Origin of the sequence: Phytoactinopolyspora alkaliphila (genome assembly GCF_010550695.1) — a bacterium.
Classification (GTDB): domain Bacteria; phylum Actinomycetota; class Actinomycetes; order Jiangellales; family Jiangellaceae; genus Phytoactinopolyspora; species Phytoactinopolyspora alkaliphila.
Window position 1 is genome coordinate 35,928 of sequence record NZ_JAAGOB010000017.1, and the last position, 22,531, is coordinate 58,458.

At 68.7% G+C, this 22,531-nt stretch carries 16 protein-coding genes; 8 read left to right on the plus strand and 8 right to left on the minus strand.

Features of this window, described 5'->3' with window-relative positions:
- Positions 1-193: 193 nt before the first annotated feature.
- From G1H11_RS23040 to G1H11_RS23075, 8 genes are all read left to right on the plus strand, one after another.
- The gene (locus tag G1H11_RS23040) at positions 194-1,513 is read left to right on the plus strand and encodes an L-fuconate dehydratase (RefSeq protein WP_216844060.1); all 1,320 of its coding nucleotides are present in this window, start codon (positions 194-196) and stop codon (positions 1,511-1,513) included.
- Positions 1,510-2,508 carry an aldo/keto reductase gene (locus tag G1H11_RS23045; protein ID WP_163820970.1) on the plus strand — a complete coding sequence of 333 codons (999 nt, stop codon included), beginning with the start codon at positions 1,510-1,512 and terminating at the stop codon, positions 2,506-2,508. The genes G1H11_RS23040 and G1H11_RS23045 overlap by 4 nt, the downstream gene beginning before the upstream one ends.
- Positions 2,505-3,359 carry an amidohydrolase family protein gene (locus G1H11_RS23050; protein WP_163820971.1) on the plus strand — a complete coding sequence of 285 codons (855 nt, stop codon included), beginning with the start codon at positions 2,505-2,507 and terminating at the stop codon, positions 3,357-3,359. Before G1H11_RS23045 ends, G1H11_RS23050 begins: the two co-directional genes overlap by 4 nt.
- Positions 3,360-4,145: 786 nt before the next feature.
- On the plus strand, positions 4,146-4,805 hold the full coding sequence (locus G1H11_RS23055; RefSeq protein ID WP_163820972.1) for a hypothetical protein: 660 nt from the start codon (positions 4,146-4,148) through the stop codon (positions 4,803-4,805).
- Complete coding sequence (locus tag G1H11_RS23060) at positions 4,802-6,943, plus strand: Rv1355c family protein (protein ID WP_163820973.1); 2,142 nt, start codon at positions 4,802-4,804, stop codon at positions 6,941-6,943. The genes G1H11_RS23055 and G1H11_RS23060 overlap by 4 nt, the downstream gene beginning before the upstream one ends.
- A gap of 8 nt (positions 6,944-6,951) precedes the next feature.
- Positions 6,952-9,186: a putative bifunctional diguanylate cyclase/phosphodiesterase gene (locus G1H11_RS23065; RefSeq protein WP_163820974.1), complete on the plus strand. Its 2,235-nt coding sequence runs from the start codon at positions 6,952-6,954 to the stop codon at positions 9,184-9,186.
- 170 nt (positions 9,187-9,356) lie between these two features.
- A complete protein-coding gene (locus G1H11_RS23070) occupies positions 9,357-9,857 on the plus strand; it encodes a transcriptional regulator (RefSeq protein WP_163820975.1) in 501 nt (166 codons plus the stop codon).
- A gap of 32 nt (positions 9,858-9,889) precedes the next feature.
- Positions 9,890-10,579, plus strand: a complete 690-nt coding sequence (locus G1H11_RS23075) for a FadR/GntR family transcriptional regulator (RefSeq protein WP_163820976.1) — start codon at positions 9,890-9,892, stop codon at positions 10,577-10,579.
- A gap of 5 nt (positions 10,580-10,584) precedes the next feature.
- Here the strand turns inward: G1H11_RS23075 and G1H11_RS23080 are convergent, their stop codons facing one another.
- The 8 genes from G1H11_RS23080 to G1H11_RS23115 form a co-directional block, all read right to left on the minus strand.
- On the minus strand, positions 10,585-11,559 hold the full coding sequence (locus G1H11_RS23080) for an alpha-ketoacid dehydrogenase subunit beta (protein WP_163821021.1): 975 nt from the start codon (positions 11,557-11,559) through the stop codon (positions 10,585-10,587).
- Positions 11,560-11,576: 17 nt separating this feature from the next.
- Positions 11,577-12,689, minus strand: coding sequence for a pyruvate dehydrogenase (acetyl-transferring) E1 component subunit alpha (pdhA, locus tag G1H11_RS23085; RefSeq protein WP_163820977.1), 1,113 nt, complete (start codon positions 12,687-12,689; stop codon positions 11,577-11,579).
- A 271-nt stretch (positions 12,690-12,960) separates the two neighbouring features.
- On the minus strand, positions 12,961-13,938 hold the full coding sequence (gene holA / locus G1H11_RS23090; RefSeq protein WP_163820978.1) for a DNA polymerase III subunit delta: 978 nt from the start codon (positions 13,936-13,938) through the stop codon (positions 12,961-12,963).
- A 33-nt stretch (positions 13,939-13,971) separates the two neighbouring features.
- On the minus strand, positions 13,972-16,383 hold the full coding sequence (locus G1H11_RS23095) for a ComEC/Rec2 family competence protein (RefSeq protein ID WP_163820979.1): 2,412 nt from the start codon (positions 16,381-16,383) through the stop codon (positions 13,972-13,974).
- Positions 16,380-17,600, minus strand: a complete 1,221-nt coding sequence (locus tag G1H11_RS23100; protein WP_163820980.1) for a ComEA family DNA-binding protein — start codon at positions 17,598-17,600, stop codon at positions 16,380-16,382. The genes G1H11_RS23095 and G1H11_RS23100 overlap by 4 nt, the downstream gene beginning before the upstream one ends.
- Positions 17,601-17,667: 67 nt before the next feature.
- Positions 17,668-18,513, minus strand: a complete 846-nt coding sequence (locus G1H11_RS23105; protein WP_163820981.1) for a DegV family protein — start codon at positions 18,511-18,513, stop codon at positions 17,668-17,670.
- Positions 18,514-18,526: 13 nt separating this feature from the next.
- Positions 18,527-21,418 (minus strand): leucine--tRNA ligase, encoded by a 2,892-nt coding sequence (gene leuS / locus G1H11_RS23110; protein WP_163820982.1) that lies wholly within the window; start codon positions 21,416-21,418, stop codon positions 18,527-18,529.
- Positions 21,419-21,750: 332 nt separating this feature from the next.
- A complete protein-coding gene (locus G1H11_RS23115) occupies positions 21,751-22,470 on the minus strand; it encodes a vitamin K epoxide reductase family protein (RefSeq protein WP_163820983.1) in 720 nt (239 codons plus the stop codon).
- Positions 22,471-22,531: the final 61 nt, after the last annotated feature.

The following is a 22,531-nucleotide window of genomic DNA, read 5'->3' on the forward strand; positions in this document are numbered from 1 at the left end:
GTTCACACCCTACTGTGGCGGCTAAGCTGCATTGAGCTGGCCACTAACCAGCAACACACCTCCGATGTCTTGCATCGTCACCGGCCAAAGAACCATATGGATGGCACCAACGCTTCATGGTCAAAGCTAAACATCGGATGTTTTGTTAGGCTCACCGTCGACCGCCTCGACATCCATCCGGGAGCCCATCGCCGTGACAAGTCACCAGATCACCCGCCTGTCGACACACGACATCCGGTTTCCCACCTCCCGTGAGCTCGACGGCTCGGACGCGATGAACCCCGACCCGGACTACTCCGCCGCGTACGTCGTCATCCACACGGACGCCCCCGACGCACACGAGGGCCACGGCTTCGCCTTCACCATCGGGCGCGGCAACGACATCCAGGCCGCCGCCATCCGAGCGCTCGAACCGTTCCTGATCGGCCGTCCAGTTGAGGCGATACTCGGCGACCTGGGCGGCATCTGGCGTGAGCTCGTCCACGACTCACAGCTGCGCTGGCTCGGGCCGGAGAAGGGCGTGGTTCACATGGCCGTCTCCGCCGTCGTCAATGCGCTCTGGGATCTCAAAGCCAAGCGCGCGGGCTTGCCGCTCTGGCGGTTGCTCGCCGAGATGACACCGGAACAACTGGTCGACCTGGTCGACTTCCGTTACCTCACGGATGCGCTGACCCCCGGCGAGGCCCTCGAGATCCTTCGTCGAGCCGAACCGGGCCGGGCGGAGCGTACGAAGCACCTCCTCTCTCACGGCTATCCGGCGTACACGACGTCCGCGGGCTGGCTCGGCTACTCGGACGAGAAGCTGACACGGCTGGCCTCCGAGGCCGTCGGCGACGGCTTCACCCTCATCAAGCTCAAGGTCGGCGCCGACCTCGACGACGACCTGCGCCGGCTACGGCTCGCCCGCGAAGTGGTGGGCCCCGACGTGCGGATCGCGCTCGACGCGAACCAGCGATGGGATGTCGGGCCGGCGATCGAATGGATGTCGGCGTTCCTGCCCTACGACCCCTGGTGGATCGAGGAGCCGACCAGCCCCGACGACATTCTGGGGCACGCCGCCATTCGTGCGGCCGTGGCGCCGGTCAAGGTCGCCACGGGCGAGCACGTGCAGAACAGGATCGTGTTCAAGCAACTGCTCCAGGCAGGGGCTATCGACGTCATGCAGATCGACGCCGCCCGGGTGGGCGGCGTCAACGAGAACGTGGCCAACCTCCTTCTGGCTGCCAAGTTCGGCGTGCCGGTGTGTCCACACGCCGGCGGCGTAGGCCTCTGCGAGCTCGTCCAGCACCTGTCCATGTTCGACTACGTCGCCGTATCCGGAACCATGGACGACCGGGTGATCGAGTATGTCGACCACCTGCACGAACACTTCGTCCACCCGGTGGACGTGCACAATGGCCGCTACGCCGCACCACAGGAGCCGGGATTCTCCGCCGAGATCCACGCCGGGACACGCACCAGGCACGCGTATCCGGACGGCCCGGTCTGGATGAGCGGAGGCGATGCGGGATGACGCCGTTGCACCGCACGGGCCGGACGCCCGCACTCACCGAATTGTCGTTCGGCGCCGCACCTCTAGGCAACCTGTACGAGGAGGTCAGCGACGACGACGCCGCGAGCGCCGTCGAGGCGGCGTGGCAGGCCGGCGTGCGGTTCTTCGACACCGCACCCCACTACGGCCTTGGGCTGTCCGAACGACGACTTGGCGCCGCCCTGGCAGCTCATCCGCGGGACGAATACGTGCTCTCCACCAAAGTGGGCCGCCGGCTCGAGCCCCGTTCCGACGGCGCCGGTCAGCGAGACGCCAGTTTCGTGGTGCCTGCCACCCACCGCCGGATCTGGGACTTCAGCCGGGACGGGATCCTTCGCACACTCGAGGACAGCCTGCGGCGACTCGGTACCGACCGGATCGACATCGTCTTCCTCCACGACCCGGACGACTACTGGCCTCAGGCGGCCGGCGAGGGCTACGCGACCCTCGCCGACCTTCGCGCACAGGGCGTGGTCCGCGCTATCGGAGCCGGGATGAACCAATCCGCCATGCTCACCCGCTTCGTCCGGGAGACCGACGTCGACGTGGTGCTCGTCGCCGGCCGCTACACGCTGCTCGAGCAGGGTGCCCTCGACGACCTGCTCCCCGCCGCGCTCGAGCGTGGCGTCACCGTGGTGGCGGCTGCCGTCTTCAACTCCGGCCTTCTAGCGCTGGATCGCCCCTGCCCGGATGCGAAGTACAACTACGCGGACGCACCTGCCGCGCTGGTGGAGCGTGCCCACCGGATCGCCGATGTCTGCGAGTCGCACGGTGTCACCCTGCCGGCCGCGGCTTTGCGCTATCCGCTCCTTCATCCCGCGGTGAGGAGTGTCACCGTGGGCATGCGCACGCCCCGCCAGGTCGAGCGCAACGCCGGCCTGCTCGCACAGGACATCCCGGAGGCCCTCTGGCAGGATCTCTCCCGCGCCGGCCTGATCCGTGCGGGAGCGTCCGTCTCGCGGGACGAATCCATATGACGGTCATCGACGCACATCACCACCTGTGGGACCCAGCCGCGCGACGGTATTCCTTTCTCGAGCGGGCGGCGATGGAGTCGATCCGCCGCCCGTACCAGCTCGATGACCTCCGGCGAGTGTGCGCGGCGGCCGGCATCGACCACACCATCCTCGTCCAGACCGTCGCCACCGTCGAGGAGACGGCCGAGTTTCTCCGCGTCGCCGCCGGGTCCGAGGGGCTGATCGCCGGCGTGGTCGGCTGGGTGGACCTGACAGGCCCTGCCGTCGCCGACGCCATCGCCGCACTACGCGCTCTGCCCGGAGGTGACCGCCTGGTCGGAATCCGGCATGCCGTGCAGGGCGAGCGCGACCCGGACTGGCTGATCCGTCACGACGTCCTCGACGGGCTTCGCGCCGTGAACGAGGCCGGACTCGTCTTCGATCTCCTGATTTCCGCCGAGCAACTGCCGGCGGCGATCTCCGCGGTACGCCGGCTCCCTGCGGGCCGTTTCGTGCTGGATCATGCAGGCAAGCCGCCTATCGCCGCGGGGACGATCCGCCCGTGGGCCGCGCATCTCGAGGAGCTCGCCCAGCACCCCGGTGTGTGCTGCAAGCTGTCAGGACTGGTCACCGAGGCCGGCTGGAAGACGTGGAGCATCGACGGCCTGCGCCCGTACGCCGAAACGATGTTCCGCTCGTTCGGAGCCGATCGGGTGATGTTCGGGACCGACTGGCCGGTGTGCGAACTCGCCGCCGATCATGGTCGCGTCGTCACGACCGCCCGCCGGCTGACGGAGGAGTTCGCCCCCGGGCAGATCTCCGCGGTGTTCGGCGGTACCGCCATCCGTCGCTACGCGCTGCCGCTCACCTGACGACGCCGGGCAGGGCTTCGCGGTCCGGCTCGGCGATGCGAAAGACCCGTGTCCTGCACCGTACACTCTCTATTGAACGACGTTGCGCTTTTTCGTAACAATGCGCGAAATGATGACGCTGCGAGTGCACAATATAACGCTCCGTTATTCTCTGACTACGTAGAGTTAAATAGCGCATAGAGGACTTGCGCTCTCACAGTCTGTGACATATCCTTACTGAGAGTAGTTTGTTGCCAAAGGTCCGATTCTCGGTTATTGTTTCACCACGTTCGCAGGAATTCGAGGCTCTACTCGATGACTCGAACCGGAAGAACTGTCATAACCGATCGGCCATGCTAGAAGGCACTTGGCTCTTCTTATGACATTCATTCGGATCCTGTGAATCCACGAACTTCGTTCGTGACCCAAGGCCCGGTGCGGCTCCGCCCTACCCACCCCGCACCGAGATAAGGGGCGCGGTGCTGCTCGTCCGGGGATGAGCGCGCCGCGCCCCGAATAAGCGGTGGCAGGATCCAACGGGGGGCGGATCCTGCCACCGCTGTTTCTTCTGCTTTCCCATGACCCGGCAATCGGCCGCGTACCCTGCCTCCACGTAGACAGAACGTTCTGTCTTGGGCCTCTGAATGAACCAAGCGTTTCCGGCCCGCCAAGTCACTGCGTGATCATCTCCGGTTTTTCGGGCACCATAGGCATATGGTGCAGATGGGCCAAGTGCCGTTAACCAGGACAAGATTGACACTCACTATCAGAGACGAAGTCTTTGGTTTCCGTGACAGCGCGTCAGGCATGTGGATCGGCTTCTACCGGCCGGCCGACCGCTACGACCTGTGGGAAGCCTACGCCGAGGGAGCACGGCGCACGTACCGCCAGTACGGGGCCGAGCACGCGCTCACCCTGCTCCCGGCAGACCCGGAGTCGGCGACGCCTGTCTTCGCCGTTGTCAGGGACGACGACGGCAAGGTCATCGCCGGCTGGTACGCCAACGGCCCGCTCAAGGCGGTGAACCAGGCCTTCGCGCCGAGCGAGTTCGCCGCCGACCCGGTTTCGGCCACCATGATCGCCGAGTGGGTGAATCACGTCCTCCCCGACGGCGCGATCGAGTTGAAGGCCGGGTGGGTCGACAGTGAGGCCCAGCAGAAGGGCGCGCTGGCGAACCTGGTCGCCCGCTCATTCGTTCATGGCCTGCATTTCTTCGGCGTCCGGTATGCGTTCGGCACGGTCGCCCAGCATGCCGCGCGCCGGTGGAGCGGCGCGGGCGCCCGGCCGCTCCCCGGCATACCGCCCACCGCCTACCCCGACGAGCGTTACCTCACGTCGTTCTATCATTGGGACGTGAAGTCCGCCTTCCGGTACTCCACGCCGGAGCAGCGCCGCCTGTTCATCGGCGACCTCCAGCACACGCAGCCCGTCCCGGCCGCCGAGGCCCTCCACGGGGTCGCCGCGTGAGCACATCGCACGACCTTCGCCCGTCCGCATGGCGCCCCGTCCTCGTCGAAGATCCCGACCAGCTGAACGCGTGGCGCAACGATCCCTCGGTCGACGTGATCGACCGGATCGATCAGCAGCGCCGCGACCTCGAGCGGACACGGCCGGCCCCGGACCCGGCGCACCTGGACGAGCCGACCCGCTGGTACCACTATCCGTGGCGGCGCAGCGTCGTGCACGTCCTCGGGCCGGCGGCCTTCCAGGCGCTGCGCTCCGACCGCAACCGGAACAAGCTCACCATCGACGAGCAGCGACGACTGCGGCAACTCACCATTGGCGTGGTGGGGCTCAGCGTCGGCCACGCCATCGCGCACACGCTCGCCCTGGAAGGCATCTGCGGAAGGATCCGGCTGGCGGACTTCGACGAGATCGAGTTGTCGAACCTCAACCGGATCCCGGCCACCGTCTTCGACCTTGGCCTGAACAAGGCCGTGGTCGCTGCCCGTCGCATCGCCGAACTGGATCCCTACATCGACGTCGAGATCGACCCGCGCGGCATCAGTCTGGACTCCACCGAGGAGTTCATGTCCGGACTGGACGTGGTCATCGAGGAGTGCGACTCCTTCGACGTCAAGCTGGCTGTTCGCGATGCCGCACGCCGGCACCGGATACCGCTGGTCATGGAGACGGGCGACCGCGGCCTGCTGGACGTCGAGCGCTATGACCTCGAACCGGACCGGGCACTCTTCCACGGGCTGCTGGGCGAGGCCAAGCCCAGCGAACTGATGGGCCTCTCCACCCATGACAAGGTTCCGTATGTCCTGCGCGTGCTGGAACCCGAGCAGTTGTCCGCACGGATGGCCGCCTCCATGACCGAGGTCGACCAGACGCTGAACACATGGCCCCAGCTCGGCGGCGACATCCAGCTGGGCGCGGCCACCGTGGCCACCGCGGTCCGTCACATCGGGCTGGGTTTACCCGTGCCGTCCGGGCGTGCCCGCGTCGACCTCACCGACACACTCGGGCAGCTTTCCGAGCCACCCGTCCCGGCCATGACCCACGGTCTCGGGGAAGCGGGCACCGACATCGAACCCCCACCGGCCGGCGGCCCGGAGGCCGTCGTCCACGCGGCCCGGCACGCTCCGTCGGGCGGGAACACTCAGCCCTGGCGGTTCGTGATCGGGCGGTCCCACGTGCAGATCCACCTGGACGGGGAGCAGACGTCGACGCTGGACGTCGCCTTCCGGGGCAGTTATGTCGCGATCGGTGCGGCACTGTTCAACGCCCGGGTGGCCGCGGCGCGCCACGGCATCCTCGGGCCGGCCGAGACGTTCCCAGCCGGTACCGGCCAGTCCCCCGCCGCTGTGCTGCACCTGGATCGCGAACATGATCCCACCCTGTCCGCGCTCTACGAGCCGATGCTGCGGCGGGTCTCCAACCGGCACCTCGGCGAGCCCAGGCCATTGCCGGATGGCGCCGCGCCGGCCCTGATCGAGGCTGCGCGTGCCGAAGGGGCGGACCTCGCCGTCGTCACCGACCGCGACCGGCTCACCGAGCTGTCCGAGCTTTTCGGCGAGTCCGATCGGATCCGGTTCCTCACTCCTCACCTGCACGCCGAGATGATGCGCGAGCTGCGATGGCCGGGCGTCGACAGCCTGGACTGGGGGCTGGACGTGCGCACCCTCGAGCTTGACCGCTCGGATCTGGCGAAGCTCGCGGTGGCTCGTCGTTCGGACATCATGCGGCTGCTCGCCGAGCAGGACGTCGGCAGGGCGCTCGGCGATATCAGCCGGGATCGGATCCAGGCTGCGTCGGCACTGATCGTGGTGACCGTCGACGGTGCGGAAGCATCCGACTACGTCCGGGGAGGGCAGGCCGTCGAGCGGACGTGGATCGAGGTCCAGCGCCTCGGGCTGAGCGTGCAGGCGATGTCCCCGGTATTCCTCTACGCGGTGGATCCGGGCGACTACGACCAGCTCTCCTCCCGCTACGGTGACCGTCTTCGTCAGCTGCACCACGACTTCGCCGGCATGACCGATATCGGTGGCCGGCGCATCGCATTAACGATGCGCATCGGATACGCTCCAGAAGTCACTGCCCGAAGCCGTCGGCTGCCTGCAGGGCGCACGGTGCGAGTCGCTGAAGAACACGGAGCCTGAACCAAGGTATGGACGCGGAAACGATCCAGCCACTGTTGAAGTCGCTGGGGGAGGCGACCAACGCCATCTCCGCGGATGTGCTCGCGGTCGACGGTGGAGTGCCGCTCGTCGCGTGGGGCAGTGCATCCGAGGCCGGCGTGCGCGGAGAGTCGTTGTCGGAGATGCGTCAGGCGATCCGTGACCTCACCGCCAAGGCTGCGTCCAACAACGGCCGCGGCGGTGTGCAAGAGTCCAGCGTGCCCGGTTTCGGGCTGCTCGCCCACGCCGTCAGGCATGCCGAGTTCGTCGGCGGAGTCTGCGTGGTCCGCGGTGACGATCAGCCATGGGAAGACAACGACCGCACCGTGCTCGCCATGGCCGCCGACATGTGCGAATCGGTCATGCAGGCGGGGAACGTCACCAGCGAGCACGGACGCCGCCTCGACGCGCTCGTGTCCTACGTGGCGGCCGAGCTCATGGGCATCTCGGCCGTCGAGCTCCCGGAGACCACCTACCGGATTCTCGGCGAGCTCGGCCGCTTCTTCGACGTCGACACGTGCTTTCTCCGGCGCAACGACCCGGGGCTCAAGGCGAGCGTGCTGGTCGACGAATGGCCCCGGCGCCCGGACGTGCCCGATCCCGACCCGCTGGGCATCGTGCCGTGGGACACCGACGATCCGATCTTCGCGCGTGTTCGCGACCTGAAGGAGCCCTACTTCGTCCGGCCCGGCGACCACCGGGACGAGTACCAGGAGCGGGTGGCGTCCGCGGCCGGCGTGCAGGACGTCTCCGCCGCCACCGTCCCGCTGCTCCGCGGTGATGTGACCTTCGGCGTGCTGGGCTTCGTGCACTTCGGCGACCGCATGTGGTCCCGCCAGGAGGTCCATGCGCTCAACGCCATCGCCTCCCTGCTCACTCAGCTCTACGGACGGGTCTCCGCCGAAGAGCGCCTGCACTACCAGGCGTATCACGACGAGCTGACCGGACTGCCGAACCGGCGCGCCTTCGTCGAGGAGCTCTCGGCCATCCTGGACAAGGAACCGGAAGTTCCGCTGGCCTTGATGTTCGCGGACATGGACCGGCTGAAGACGGTGAACGACGTCCTGGGCCACGCCATCGGTGACATGTTCATCAAGGCCGTCGCCAAGCGGCTGCGCGAGTCTGTCCGTCCGGACGACATCATCGCCCGGCTGGCCGGCGACGAGTTCGTCATTGCGCTGCGTGGCATCTCCAGCTCCGAACGCGCCGAGCGAGTGGCACGCCGGTTACTGAACCAGCTGACCGAACCGCTCGACGTCGGCGGCCACGTCGTCAGCCGGAGCGCGTGTGTGGGCATCTCCATCAATGGCCCAGCCTCCAACGGCGTCGACGACCTGCTGGGAAACGCCGACGTCGCACTCCTCGAGGCCAAGAAGCGCGGCGGCAATACCGTGGTTTCCTTCAACGACGAGCTGCGCTGGCAGCTGCTGGATCGCGCCGACCTCGAGTTCCGGTTACGCTCCGCGATCGGTGACGGTGAGATGCGGCTGCACTATCAGCCGGAGTTCGACCTCCGCAGCGGCCAGATGACCGCCGTCGAGGCCCTGGTGCGGTGGCAGCATCCCGAACGCGGCCTGCTCTCCGCCAGTGCGTTCGTCTCAGTGATCGAGGAGATCAACCTGTCCGCCGAACTCGGCCGGTGGGTGCTCGAGGAAGCCTGCCGTCAGCTGGCGGAATGGAAGCGCACCGCGTCGGCGGCGACGCCGCCGTCCGTCCGGGTGAACATCTCGGCCGGTGAACTGATCAGCGCCGACTTCGTGGGCTTCGTGGGGACGTTGCTCAGCCGGTACGGGCACGCCCCGGCGGAGCTGGGCATCGAGATCACCGAGAGCACGGTGATGCGCGACGTCGACGATGTGCTGGCCACCTTGATGGGGTTGCGACGCCTCGGCGTCACCATCGCCATCGACGACTTCGGCACCGGATACAGCTCTCTCTCGCATCTGAAGCAGCTGCCGGTCGACATCCTCAAGATCGACCGCAGCTTCGTCTCCACGCTGGCCGACGACAGCGGCGACCGGGCGATCGTCTCGGCCATAGTGCGGCTCGCGGAGGCTTTCAACCTCACCACCGTCGCCGAGGGCGTCGAGGATCCGTCCGCCGTGGCGGCCCTGCTCGGCCTGGGTTGCCACCGGGCCCAGGGATTCCTCATGTCCGAGCCACTCTCGGCCGCAGACATCGCCACCTGGCTGGACAATCCAGGTGACTACTTGGGTAGCAAGTGAACGATGCATAAACCCAGGTGCCGCGTTGAGACCGCCTTTTCACGGCGGAGCCGGTACTCTGGGTTTGTCCGTCTGCCGATCCTCCGGTCAACGTGGCCCGGGGCGCGGCGATATGCTGGAACCACGCCTGCGGGGGAGCGATCAGGTTGGGCGGCCTCGGGAGCTCTGGGATGAACGACGAAAAGACTGATTCGAACGACAACGATTTCCAGAAGATCGTGGGCGAACGGCTGCGCAAGGTGCGCAAACGAAAGCGCCTGTCGTTGCAGGCCGTCGAGGAGAAGTCCGGCGGCGCGCTTCGGGCTGCGGTGATCGGCTCCTACGAGCGTGGCGACCGGGCGGCTACCGTGCGCAAGCTCGCCGAGATCGCGGATTTCTACGGTGTGCCCGTCGACTCTCTGGTCTCAAGCAGGGACCACGTGCCGTCCTCGGACGCGAACGACGACGGCAAGGTGGTCCTCGACCTCGACGCTTTGCGCGCGGCTCCGGACGAAGCCAAGCACCTGGTCAAGTTCGTCGCGGGAGTGCAGGAGAAGCGCGGGGACTTCGGCGGCAGCGTGCTCACCATCCGCGGGAACGACGTGTGGATGGTGTCGTCGGTGTACGGCTGGTCCCCCACCGAGCTGCGAGAGAAGATGGCCAGCTGGGGCGTGATCGTCGGGCAGGACTAGCCCGCGAGCCACACCGGGATTCGGGAGACCAGTTGGCCGTCACAGACACGGCGATCGAGGGCATCAAGCAGATGATCGTCTCCGGCGAGATCCAGCCGGGCGATCGGCTGCCGAAGGAAGCCGAGCTCGCGGTACGTCTCGGGCTGTCGAGAAACTCCTTGCGCGAGGCGGTGCGGGCGCTCTCCCTCATTCACGTCCTCGACGTGCGCCAGGGAGACGGAACCTATGTCACCAGCCTCTCCCCCAGGTTGCTGCTCGAGACGATGACCTTCCTCGTCGACCTGCACCGTGACGACTCCGTGCTGGAGTACCTCGAGGTCCGACGCGTCATCGAGCCCGCTGCGACGGCGATGGCAGCCCTGCGGATGTCCGACGACGCCGTGAGCGCGCTCGGCCGGCATCTGGAGCGGATCGGCGAGGAGCCCAGCGTCGACGAACTCGTCAGCAATGACATCGAGTTCCACCGGCTGATCGCGGAAGGCTCGGGCAACGCCGTGCTCTGCTCCCTTATGGAGAGTCTCGCCGTGCCCACGCAACGCGCCCGGATGTGGCGCGGCCTGACCCAGGGCGACGCCACCCGCCGCACTCTCGCCGAGCATCACGCCATCTACGACGCGGTCCGCGGCCGGCAGCCCGACGTGGCTGCGGCCGCGGCCACCGTGCACATCGCCGGGGTGGAGCAGTGGATTCGCACCGCCCTCGTGCCATCGTCCACAGGCTGAGCGCACTAAAGCCGAACGGGCTCGTCCCACTCGAGTTGAGCGATGGCATCCAGGATCCGGTCGACGCCTGGCAGGTAGTGATCCTCAAGGATCGGCGGCGGGTAGGGAATACCCGCTCCGGTGACCCGCAGAACAGGCGCATCGAGAGAGTAGAAGCACTCTTGCTGCACCCTCGCCGCGATCTCCGCCGCGGCGCCGGCGTAGCTCGTGGCCTCAGCGACCACGACGCACCGTCCGGTCCGCCGTACCGACGCCGCGATCGTCTCGTCATCCAGGGGGACGAGGCTGCGTAGATCCAGGACTTCGACGTCCAGGCCGGCCTCACCGGCCGCCTCGGCCGCCTCCAGAGCAACCGGGACGGTCGGGCCGTACGCGAGCAGCGTCAGGTCCGTACCCTGCCGGCGCAGCGCCGCCTGCCCGAACCGTTCGGTACGGACGGGCAAGGTCACCTCTGCCTTGGACCAGTAGAGCTTCTTCGGCTCCATGAACACAACGGGGTCCGGATCATCGATGGCTTCCCGCAGCAACGAGTAGGCGTCGGCCACGGTGGCCGGCGTGACCACCTTGAGCCCCGGAATGTGCGTGTAGTGCGATTCCGACGAGTCGCTGTGGTGCTCCACCCCACCGATGCCGCCGCCGTAGGGAATCCTGATCACCATCGGCACGGTCACCGAGCCGCGGGTACGGTTACGCATCTTGGCCACGTGTGACGCGATCTGCTCGAACGCCGGATAGGCGAAGGCGTCGAACTGCATCTCCACCACCGGACGGAAGCCCTCCATGGCCATCCCGAGGGCGAAGCCCACGATGCCGCTCTCCGCCAGCGGCGTGTCGAAGCAGCGGTCCTCCCCGAAGTCTCTCGTCAGGCCGTCGGTGACCCGGAAGACGCCGCCGAGGGCACCGACGTCCTCGCCGAACACCAGCACGGACTCGTCGGCCGCCATGGCGTCTCGCATCGCTGCGTTGAGGGCCTGGACCATCGACACGGCCACCCCGATCAGCCTCTCTCCCCGAGAAGCCGGTCTCGCTCCGTGTGCAGCTGCCGGGTGGGGCTTGCGAAGACGTGCTCGAACAACTCACTCGGCTCGCACACCGGCTCGGCAGCCATGCGTTCCCGGGTGCGGACGGCGAAGTCCTCCGCCTCCCGGCGGGCATCGTCGATCTCGGCGTCGGTCAGCGAATCCGCACCGCGAAGGTAGGCCTCCAGGCGGGCCACCGGGTCGCGCCGCAGCCACGCGTCGACCTCGCTCGCGTCCCGGTATCGGCCCGCATCGTCGGCATTGGTATGTGCCTCGATCCGGTAGGTATGCGCCTCTACCAGCACCGGGCCGTGACCCGACCGGGCATGTGCGACAGCGTCGGCCAGGACGGCGAGCACCGCGATGGCGTCGTTGCCGTCCACCTGCTCACTGCGCACCCCGTAGCCGACCCCCTTGTAGGCCAAGGCCGGCGCCGCGCTCTGCCGGGCCAGCGGCACCGAAATGGCGTACCGGTTGTTCTGGACCACGAACACGACCGGTGCGGCGAAGACCGCGGCGAAGTTCAATGCTTCGTGAAAGTCGCCCTCACTGGTGCCGCCGTCGCCAATGAAGACCATGGCCACGGTGTCCTTGCCGCGGCGCCGGGCGCCGTAGGCCAGACCCGCGGCGTGCGGAGCATGGGTGGCCAGCGGAGTGCATTGCGGCGCCACCCGCGTCGTCATCGGGTCGTAGCCGCAGTGCCAGTCGCCGCGCAACAGCCCAAGCGCCTGAACGGCGTCGACGCCCCTGGTGATCACGGCCATGGTGTCCCGGTACGTGGGAAACAACCAGTCTTCGGGCCGCAGGGCCAGCACGCCGCCCACCTGGCAGGCCTCCTGGCCACGCGAGGACGGATACACGGCGAGGCGGCCCTGGCGGGTGAGAGCTGTCGCTTCCTCGTCGAATCGCCGGCCGAGCACCATCTGCCGGTACGCTTGCTTGGCCAGGGCAAGCGGCGGAGCCTCGTAGTCGCCGTGTTCCTCGAGTGGAGCGGGCCGTCCCTCCGGATCCACGAACCGGACCGGTGACGGCGAGGGCAGCAGATGGATCGGCTGCCGCATGGTCTCCAGGTCACCCGAACTCTTGATCATCCGCGCTCACCTTCCGACTCTTCGGCACCAGCGAAGCCGTGACATCGCCGCTCGGGCGATCTCCTCTTATGCTGCGCTGTCCGGCCGGAATTCTCCATATCGTGCCCGGATCACCTACGAGCGGCTCTCCTGGTGCAGCCACGACAGCCAAACGTCCACGTGGACCGGCACGGAGCATCGCTACCGGGCCAAACGTCTGCGCCGGCGTGGGCCACGCCTCAGGGTCCTCCCCCGGTTCCGGCTCAGGCACCCACGCAGGGCACAAGCGAAGCTAGGTGGAACGAGCCTGGCCGATCTGCACCAACGCGGTGGTCAAGGCGAGCGTGGAGTCATTGGCGCCACCTTTGACCGCGAGATCGGCGGCGGCCACCGCACGGATGGCCGTGGACAGTCCGGCAGGCGTCCAGCCGCGCAGTTGGCCGCGCAGGACTCGTACCTTCCACGGCGGCACGCCGATGTCGCGTGCGAGGTCGGCGTCGCGCACCCCGCGCGGCGCTCCGGCCAGCCGGGCGAGGGCACGCAGTGCCGTGGCGAGGGAGCCGATGACCAGCACCGGGTCGGTTCCGGTCTGCAGGGCCCAGCGCAGCTGCTCTACGGCGTCGGCGGTACGTCCCTCCACCGCGCGGTCGGCGACGACCCAGCCCTTGACCTCGGCCCGCCCCTCGAAATACGTGGACACCAGCTGGGAATCCACGGTCCCGTCCACCGCGTCGGACGCCAGCTGCGAGGCGGACGACGCCAGGCCACGCAGATCCCCGCCGACCGCGTCGACGAGCTGACGCGCCCCGGCCTCGTCGATTCGCCCGCCCGCGTGCCGGACCTCGGCCCGCACGAACGCCACCAGATCGTCTGGCTTGGTTACGCGCTCGGCCTTCACCTCGTGGGCGCCCGCCTTGCGCAGCCGCTCCAGCAGCTTTTTGCCCTTGACTCCCCCGGGGTGCACGAGCACCAGGTGAATTCCCTCGACCGGGGCCTGCGCGTGGGCCACCAAGGCATCGGCCACGCCGTCGCTGACGTCTTGCACGTCCCGGATCAGCACCACCCGCGTGGTGGCGAACAGTGACGGGCTGGCGTGCTCGGCCAGCCCTCCCGGCGTCAGATCGGCTCCCGGGACGTCCGAGACGTCGGCGGCGGGGTCGGCCGCGCGCGCGGCCTTCACCACCGCACCCATGGCACGCTCGGACAACAGGGCTTCGGGACCGACCACGAGAGTGACGGGGACCAATGGGTCAACGGTTCTGCGAGACATGATGAGGACAGCATGCCATGCGGGGACGACAAGCTACCGGCGCTCGGTGACGGTGGCGAGAGTGTGATCGGGCGTCAGAACCACCGCGAACGTTCCGTGCAGGTCGGTCCGGCGCACCTCGATGCCCGCGGCACGGAAGGCGTCGAGGACATCGTCCGACGGATGCCCGTGGGTGTTGTCGCCTACGCCGATGAGGGCGAGCTCGGCCCCCAGGCCGGCGAGGAACCGCTCGTCCTGATGACGCGAGCCGTGATGGGCCACCTTGATGATCCGCGTGCTCAGGTCCGGCTCCGCGGCGAGGATGGCTTGTTGCGCCAGCGGCTCGACGTCCCCGGTGAGCAGGATCTCGACGCCCGACACCTGAGCCGCGATCACCACGCTGGCGTTGTTGGCGTCGGACTCCGCGGAGACGATCACGCGGCGCGGCCACAGGACCTCGAAACGGATGGACTCACCGACCCGCCAGCGCTCACCTACACCCGGGGTGTGAACCGGAACCTCGGCCTCGGCCAGCCATCGCGACACCTGGCGGGCGTTCGCTGCCGGCTCGCCGAGCGCGGACACCATCGCCGTGCCGACGGCCCGCCCAGCGAGCACACCCGGGACCCCGTTCACATGATCGGCATGGAAGTGTGTCAGGACCAAGACCGGCACATCCACGATCCGCAGGGAATCCAGGCATCGCCGCATCGCCAGGGCGTCCGGGCCGGCGTCCACGACCACCGCGGAACGTTCGCCGGCCCGCAAGACGATCGCATCCCCCTGGCCCACGTCACACACCGCGATGATCCAGCCCGGCGGCGGCCACCCGGGCGTGGGGAACGCGCGGAGAAGCACCACGACGAGCACCACCGCCGTGGCGACGGACAGCTTCGGCCGCCGCAGCACGAGTGGCATGACCGCCATCCCCGCAAGCGCCATCGCCACGCCGATGAGGGCACCGGACGCGCCCTCCGGCCAGCTGAACTCCGCTCCGGGCTGACTGGCGAGCCAGGTGGCCACCCGCGCGATCCACCACGCCGGGATACCAGCGAGCCAGGCCAGCACGCTGGCCGCCATAGCCCAGAGGGGGCTGACGACGGCGGCTGCCAGGCCCAGGACCATAGCCGGCGCCACCGCGGGAGCCACGAGCAGGTTGGCCGGCACCGATGCGACGCTGAACTGCCCGAAGGCCGCGAGCAGGACGGGTGTGCAAGCAAGCTGGGCGGCGACCGGTACCGTCACGGCCAGCGCCAGCGGGCGCGGCAGCCACGCCATGGACCGTTCCCACACCGGTACCAGGATCACGATGCCGGCCGTCGCCGACACGGACAGGGCGAATCCCAGCGAGCGCGCCAGCCAGGGGTCGACCAGCACGAGCACGCTCACCGCCGCGGCCAGCGCCGGCACCGCCCGGCGGCGTCCGGCCAGGAGCACACCCGCCACCGCGACCGATCCCATGACCGCCGCTCGCAGCACGCTCGGTGCCGGGCGTACGAGAAGCACGAACCCGATCAGGCTCACCAGCGCCACGACGGGAAGGACGTAGCCGCGCAGGCCCACGAGACGGGCCACGCCGAGCACAGCCAGAAGGACGATGCCCACGTGCGTTCCCGACACCGCCGTGAGGTGGGTGAGACCGGTGACTCGCATCGCCTCCCGCAACTCGGAGTCCATCATCGACTCATCGCCGACGACCATTCCGGGAATGAGCGCCCGGTGCGCCCCCGGCACCACGGCGACCGCCCCCCGCAGGCCCTCGCGCACCGGTTCGGTCATCCTGGCGACCAGACCGGGCCGCCCGACCAGCTCCGGGTCGCCACGGACCCGGAAGAACGCCGCGACGTCGCCGCCGTCCGCTGGAGAGAGTCCTCCCGAGACCCGCAATCGCTGGCCTGGCCGCAGATCGACCCAGGACAGATCGGATGAGACCGCGAAGACAGGGGTGCGCAGCCGGTATGTGGACCCGCGCCCGGACATCTCGTCGATACGCAACCGGGTGAGAACGTACGGCCGGTCCGGGCCGGCCTCGTCCCCTCCCGACGTGCTCCCACGCAACCGCGGATCGTCGACGACGACGGCGTCCACTTGCACGTGGGCGTGCTGTTCGGCAAGCATCGCCACCGGCCCGTCACGGACCGACGCCGCCCGCGACGCACCCACGACCACCCCCGCGGTCAGGCACAACACGGCCAGTCCGGCCACCGCTCTCACCCGGCGGCGCCGTCCGCGGCACAGCGGAACCAGGCCCAGCGCTGTGGCCGCGCAGATCATCAGCGCCGCGCGCAGGCTCATTCCCAGTCCGAGCAGTGCGCCTGCCCAGAGCGCCACGGCGACCGGCACGAGGCGGAGATCGATCTGCTGGCAGCTGTCGCGGGATCCGTCGTCGCGGGATCCGTCGTCGCGGGATCCGTCGTCGTGAACGCCGTCGCGCGGCTGAGCGCCCCTCGGCCCCGGTCGCGTCACAACACCACCAGCGGTGCGATGTCCGCGTACTTGCTCGGCCCGATGCCCGACACCTCGTGCAGCTCTTCGATGCTAGTGAACCGGCCGTTGTTCTCGCGCCACTCGACGATGCGCTGAGCCAGGGCGGGGCCGATGCCGGGCAGAGTCTCCAGCTGCTGGACGGTAGCGGTGTTGAGGCTCACCCTCCCGCCGGCCTCGGGACCTGGCGGGTGATCGGGCTGACCGGCATCGGCATGGCCCGGCGGCGGGTCCACGCCGACCAGCACCTGCTCGCCGTCGGACACCACCCGGGCCAGATTGAGCGGTGTCAGGTCGACACCGGCCTCCGCGCCGCCGGCTGCTTCGATGGCGTCGACCACTCGGGAGCCGGACGGCAGGCTGATGACGCCCGGGTTCGCCACTTTCCCTGCGACATGCACCATGAGCATCGCGCCACCGGACGCGCCGCCAGGCCCCGATCCGTCTCCTCCAGGTTCACCGCCGGCATCGGGGCCGGAGCCGGACTCGCCGGTCCCCGCATCCGGCCGCTCAGCGCTTGTGTGGTCTCCCGTGCCTCCTTGGTCGGAGCCGTGGTCCTCCGCGGGGCCGGCGTCATCCATCTCCGCTCCCACGGGAACCACTCGCGGCCGGCCGACGCCGTAGACGACGGCAGCCGCCGTGAGACCCATCACCAGGACGATCACCACCACGATCACGTGGCTACGGCCAAGCTCCAGCCGGCATCGGGCGAGCAGCGGCGCGCACCTGGCCCAGGCACCGCGCACCACAAGCGGCAACCGGTCCGCCATCGCGGGAGAGGCCGTCGCCCCAGGGGGCGTCCCTCGATCCCCCACCACCCTGGAAGCCGTCACCGCGGACGCCTCATCCAGAAGGCCCGGAGGCCGGCGTGCGTGCCGCCCTCCGGCATGCTCGGCGCGCGTCGCCGGTGTGTCAGCATCGCCCGCGTACTCCACCACTGCCGAGGTGGTGTCCCCGTCGAGCTTGAGCTCATTCTCGGCGGACGGCACGACGCGGAGGACTCCGGACGGGACTCGCGGCACCCACCCCCCGATCTTCGCCGCGTCCCGTTCTCCCTCGGCCTTCCCTGCGTCCCGCTCTCCGCCGGCCTTCGCCGTTACCCGCGCTCGCGGACTGTCCTGCGCAGCCACGCTGGCCATCCGAAGCCGGACGAGCTGAGCCGTTTCGGCGTCGCCACGGCCATTAAAGGGTAAACGCATGCATATGACGCTAACCCGGAGTCAGTACAGGCAAAAGAGTGTCATCGGGGCCTGTGGATAACTCCACTCAGCGGGGCGCGACGACGACGGCCAGCATTCCCGGCCCCACGTGTGCACCGATCACGGCACCGACCTCCGCGACGACGAGCTGATTCAGGCCCGGCAGCCGCGCCGGCAGCCGGCCCGCCAGCTCCGCGGCGCGCTTGGAGTCGTCCAGGTGGTGCACGGCGACATCCACCGGTACGGGCCCCGCCCGGCCCACGGTGAGATCCTCCAGCCTGGCGACCGCGCGCGCCGCCGTGCGGACCTTTTCCAAGGGCTTGATGACGCCGTCGTCGAGATGCAGCAGCGGCTTGATCGCCAGCGCGGTGCCCAGCATCGCCGACGCGGCCCCGATCCGGCCACCGCGACGCAAGTAGTCGAGGGTGTCCACATAGAAGAAGGCAGACGTCCGTGCGGCCCGCCTGGACGCGACGGCCGCGACCCGCTCGGCCGGCTTGCCCGCCGACGCCGTCTCCGCTGCCGCCAGGACGGCGAAGCCGAGGCCCATGCCGAGGGACCGGGAATCCACCACCTCGACCGGGATCGGCGCGTTCCGCGCCGCCAGCCGAGCCGCGTCGACCGTACCGGAGAGGCTCGCGGACAAATGTACCGAGACGACGTGGGTGTCGCCACGATCGGCGGCGGCCTCGTACACCTCCAGGAACGCCTGCGGGCTCGGCCGCGACGTGCTGACCTGATCGTGCCGGCGCAGCGCCTCGGCCACCGCCCGTGGGCCGATCTGCGTCCCCTCGACCAACGCCTGGCCGCCGATGACCACATGCAGCGGAACCACGTCGATACCGTGCTCGGCGAGCATCTCCTCGGACAGGTACGCCGTGGAGTCGGTGACGACGCGGATCCGGTGTGCCATCCCGCGTGCCCGATCAGCCGGGAACGACGTTGACCAGCTTCGGCGCCCGCACGATGACCTTGCGCACGGCTCGTCCGTCCAGAGCCCTGGTGACCGCCTCGGAGGCCAGGGCCAGCTCTCGCAGCGTGTCCTCGTCCACCGACGGCGGCACCTCCAGCCGGTCCCGCACCTTGCCGGCCACCTGGACCACGCAGGTGACCGTCTCCGCGGCCAGCAGCGCCGGATCCGCCACGGGGAACGCCTCGTGCGCCAGGGAACCGGAGTGACCCAGCCTGGACCACAGCTCCTCGGCGATGTGCGGCGCCACCGGAGCGGTCATCAGCACCAGCACCTCCGCGGCCTCCCGGGGCACGGTGTCCAGCTTGGTCAGGTGGTTGTTCAGCTCGATCAGCCGGGAGATGGCCGTGTTGAACCGCAGGGCGTCCATGTCGGCGCGCACCGCGTCGATGGTGCGGTGCACGACGCGCCGCGTCTCGTCGCCGGCGGGCTCGTCGGCCACGATGACCTCACCGGTACTCTCCGAGATCACGTTGCGCCACAGCCGCTGCAGGAACCGCAGCGAGCCCACCACGGCGCGAGTGTCCCACGGCCGGGAGACGTCCAGCGGGCCCATCGACATCTCGTACACGCGGAACGTATCGGCGCCGTAGGCCTCGTACATCTCGTCGGGCGTGACGACATTCTTCAGGCTCTTGCCCATCTTGCCGTACTCGCGATGGACCGGCTGGCCGTCGTACACGTACGTCGTCTCGGCGTCGTCGACCTTCTCGACGACCGCCTCGGCCGGGACGTACTGCCCGCGGGCGTCGGTGTAGGCGAACGCCTGGATGTAGCCCTGGTTGAACAGCCGGTGATAGGGCTCCTCGCTGGACACGTATCCCAGGTCGAACAGGACCTTGTGCCAGAACCGGGCGTACAGCAGGTGCAGCACGGCATGCTCGACGCCCCCGACGTACAGGTCGACGCCGCCGGGGTCGTTCTCCCCGCGCTGCGGCTGCGGCCCCATCCAGTACCGCTCGATCTCCGGGTCGACCACCTGCTCGTCGTTGTCCGGATCCAGGTATCGCAGGTGATACCAGCAGGAGCCGGCCCAGTTCGGCATGGTGTTGGTGTCCCGCCGGTACCGTTTCGGGCCGTCGCCCAGGTCCAGTTCGACGTAGACCCACTCCGGCACGCGCGCCAGGGGAGGTTCCGGTGTGGTGTCCGCGGCGTCGGGCTCGTACGTCTTCGGCGAGTAGTCCGGGACGTCCGGCAGGTCGACCGGCAGCATCTCGTCCGGGATGGCGACCGGCAGATCGTTCTCGTCGTAGACGATGGGGAACGGCTCGCCCCAGTACCGCTGCCGGCTGAACAGCCAGTCACGCAGCCGGTAGGTCACCGTGCCCTCGCCTGTGCCCTTCGACTCCAGCCAGCCGATGATCGCCGTCTTGGCATCGTCGACGGCCATCCCGTCCAGGGAGATCTCGTCGTTGGCGGAGTTGATGGCCGGACCATCGGCGGTGAAAGCCTTGCCGTCGAACCCGTCGGGCGGCTGCACGGTTCTGATGATCGGCAGGTCGAAACGCTCGGCGAACTCCCAGTCGCGCTGGTCCTGACCGGGCACCGCCATGATGGCGCCGGTGCCGTAGCCCATCAGCACATAGTCGGCGACGAAGACCGGGATACGCTCGCCGTTGACCGGGTTCGTTGCGAACGAACCGGTGAAGACGCCGGTCTTCTCCCGCTCGTCGGCCTGCCGCTCCAATTCGGTCTTCGCGGCGGCTTGCGCACGATAGCCGGCGATGGCCTCGCCAGGCGTTGCGTATCCGCCCGTCCAGGCATCCTTGGCGCTTTCCGGCCACGCGGACGGCGTCAGCGCCTCGACCAGCGGATGCTCCGGGGCGACCACCATGAACGTGGCGCCGAACAGCGTGTCCGGCCTGGTGGTGAACACCTCCACATCTCCGGCACTGGTGCTGAACCGCACGGAGGCGCCCGCCGATCGGCCGATCCAGTTCCGCTGCATCGTCTTGACCTTCTCCGGCCAGTCGATGCGATCCAGGTCATCCACCAGGCGATCCGCGTACGCGGTGATGCGCATCATCCACTGCCGCAGGTTCCGCTTGAAGACGGGGTAGTTACCCCGCTCGCTGCGTCCGTCAGCGGTGACCTCCTCGTTCGCCAGCACGGTGCCCAGGCCGGGACACCAGTTCACCGGGGACTCCGAGACGAAGGCCAGCCGCTGCTCGTCGATGATCCGGCGCCGCTCCACATCGGACAGCTCCGCCCACGCGCGTCCGTCCGGTGTCTGCCGCTCCCCCGCCTCGTAGGCGGCGACCAGCTCGTCGATGGGCCGGGCACGGCCGCGGCCGCCATCGGCCTCGGTGTCATACCAGGAGTTGAAGATCCGCAGGAAGATCCACTGGGTCCACCGCACGTAGCCGGGGTCGATGGTGGCGAAGGACCGCCGCGGATCATGCGCCAGCCCCAGGCGGCGCAGCTGGCGCCGCATATTGGTGATGTTCTCTTCGGTGGTCTTGCGCGGATGCTGGCCGGTCTGCACCGCATACTGCTCGGCCGGCAGACCGAACGCATCGTAGGCCAGGGCGTGCAGCACATTGTCGCCGCACATCCGGCGGTACCTGCCGGTGACGTCGGTGGCGATATAGCCCAGCGGATGCCCGACGTGCAGCCCCGCACCCGACGGATACGGGAACATGTCCATCAGGAAGAACTTGTTGCGCCCGGCGACGTCGGCGCCCGGCTCGGCCAGCGTGCCCGTGGGGTTCGGCGTGGCGAAGGTGCCCTTGAACTCCCAGTGGTCCTGCCAGCGGCGTTCGATCTCGCCCGCGACGGCACTGGTGTACCGATACGGCACATCGCCGTCGGCGGCAGGCGTCATTGTGCTCGGATCTGTCTCACTCATCGGTCGTTTCCTCGTCTTCCGTCGTCGCCCGGCCCCATCGGCCCCATGCCTGACTGCCCGCGGTGGACATAGCAAAGCCCCTCACCGCAGGGAGGGGCTAGCCGCGCCGACACGGACGCCTCGACAGCGTCCGTTTCTTTCGTCAGCGCGGCCTGATAAGGAGCAACAGACCTCGCACAGTCAACAGGTTAGCGCATCGGGCGATCTCGTTTCAGCTCGCTGGCGCATCCCGGCGGGTGTGAGAGGCCGCGCAGAATGGGAGTCGCCGGGCTCGCGTGCCCGGGCATCCCGGCTGCGCTCAGTGTCCAGCGCCCCACTCCGCGCGCGGCCTCCTAGAAGACCAGGTACCAGCGGTCCCAGAACTCGACGGTGATGAAGATGGCGATCGCGAGCAGCCAGACCACGGAGATCAGCGCCCGGTTGTCGACGACGGCCCGGCGGAGGCCGGCCGGCGCGGGCAGATGCCGTTCGGAGAGGACGAAGCCCGTGGTGTAGACGAAGGTGGGGATCATCGCCACCCACACCACCATGCAGTACGGGCACAACGCGCCGATCACGTAGACGCTCTGGGTGAACAGCCAGGTGACGAACGCGGCTCCCAGTACCGTTCCTGCCCACAGGCCGAGCATCATCCAGCGCGGGGGGCGCAGCTTGGCCAGCAGCATGACGCCGAACGTCATGACCACCGGGAACGCCGCCACGCCGATGAAGGGGTTGGGGAAGCCGAAGAGCTTGCCCTGCCAGCTCTCCATCACCTGACCACAGCTGATGAGCGGGTTGAAGCTGCAAGAGGGAATGTAGTCCGGGTCCGCCGCCAGCAGGACCCGCTCGATCGCCAGCGTCCCCGACCCGATCAGTCCGATCAGACCACCGATCAGGAGTACCCAGCCGGTCACCAGCCTTGACGCCGGCCGTTCCGTGCGCTCGACGGGGTCCAGCAGCTCCGGGTCATCCAGCAGCTCGTCATCCAGCAGCTCGTCGTCAGCCGCGTCGGCGCCGAGCGCCGGCTCCACGTCGTGGGACTGGCTCTCCGCTGGTGTTCGTGTGGTCATCGCTATCCGCCTGAGGGTTGTTCCGCGGGCCTTCGCCGCTCTACCTAACGTACTTCATCAC

Excerpts from the sequence above, each read along its gene's own strand:
- G1H11_RS23045 (WP_163820970.1), top strand. The coding sequence starts at position 1,510 with ATGACGCCGTTGCACCGCACGGGCCGGACGCCCGCACTCACCGAATTG.
- G1H11_RS23050 (WP_163820971.1), top strand. The coding sequence starts at position 2,505 with ATGACGGTCATCGACGCACATCACCACCTGTGGGACCCAGCCGCGCGA.
- G1H11_RS23055 (WP_163820972.1), top strand. The coding sequence starts at position 4,146 with ATGTGGATCGGCTTCTACCGGCCGGCCGACCGCTACGACCTGTGGGAA.
- G1H11_RS23065 (WP_163820974.1), top strand. The coding sequence starts at position 6,952 with ATGGACGCGGAAACGATCCAGCCACTGTTGAAGTCGCTGGGGGAGGCG.
- G1H11_RS23070 (WP_163820975.1), top strand. The coding sequence starts at position 9,357 with ATGAACGACGAAAAGACTGATTCGAACGACAACGATTTCCAGAAGATC.
- G1H11_RS23080 (WP_163821021.1), bottom strand. The coding sequence starts at position 11,559 with ATGGTCCAGGCCCTCAACGCAGCGATGCGAGACGCCATGGCGGCCGAC.
- pdhA (WP_163820977.1), bottom strand. The coding sequence starts at position 12,689 with ATGATCAAGAGTTCGGGTGACCTGGAGACCATGCGGCAGCCGATCCAT.
- holA (WP_163820978.1), bottom strand. The coding sequence starts at position 13,938 with ATGTCTCGCAGAACCGTTGACCCATTGGTCCCCGTCACTCTCGTGGTC.
- G1H11_RS23100 (WP_163820980.1), bottom strand. The coding sequence starts at position 17,600 with ATGCGTTTACCCTTTAATGGCCGTGGCGACGCCGAAACGGCTCAGCTC.
- G1H11_RS23105 (WP_163820981.1), bottom strand. The coding sequence starts at position 18,513 with ATGGCACACCGGATCCGCGTCGTCACCGACTCCACGGCGTACCTGTCC.
- leuS (WP_163820982.1), bottom strand. The coding sequence starts at position 21,418 with ATGAGTGAGACAGATCCGAGCACAATGACGCCTGCCGCCGACGGCGAT.
- G1H11_RS23115 (WP_163820983.1), bottom strand. The coding sequence starts at position 22,470 with ATGACCACACGAACACCAGCGGAGAGCCAGTCCCACGACGTGGAGCCG.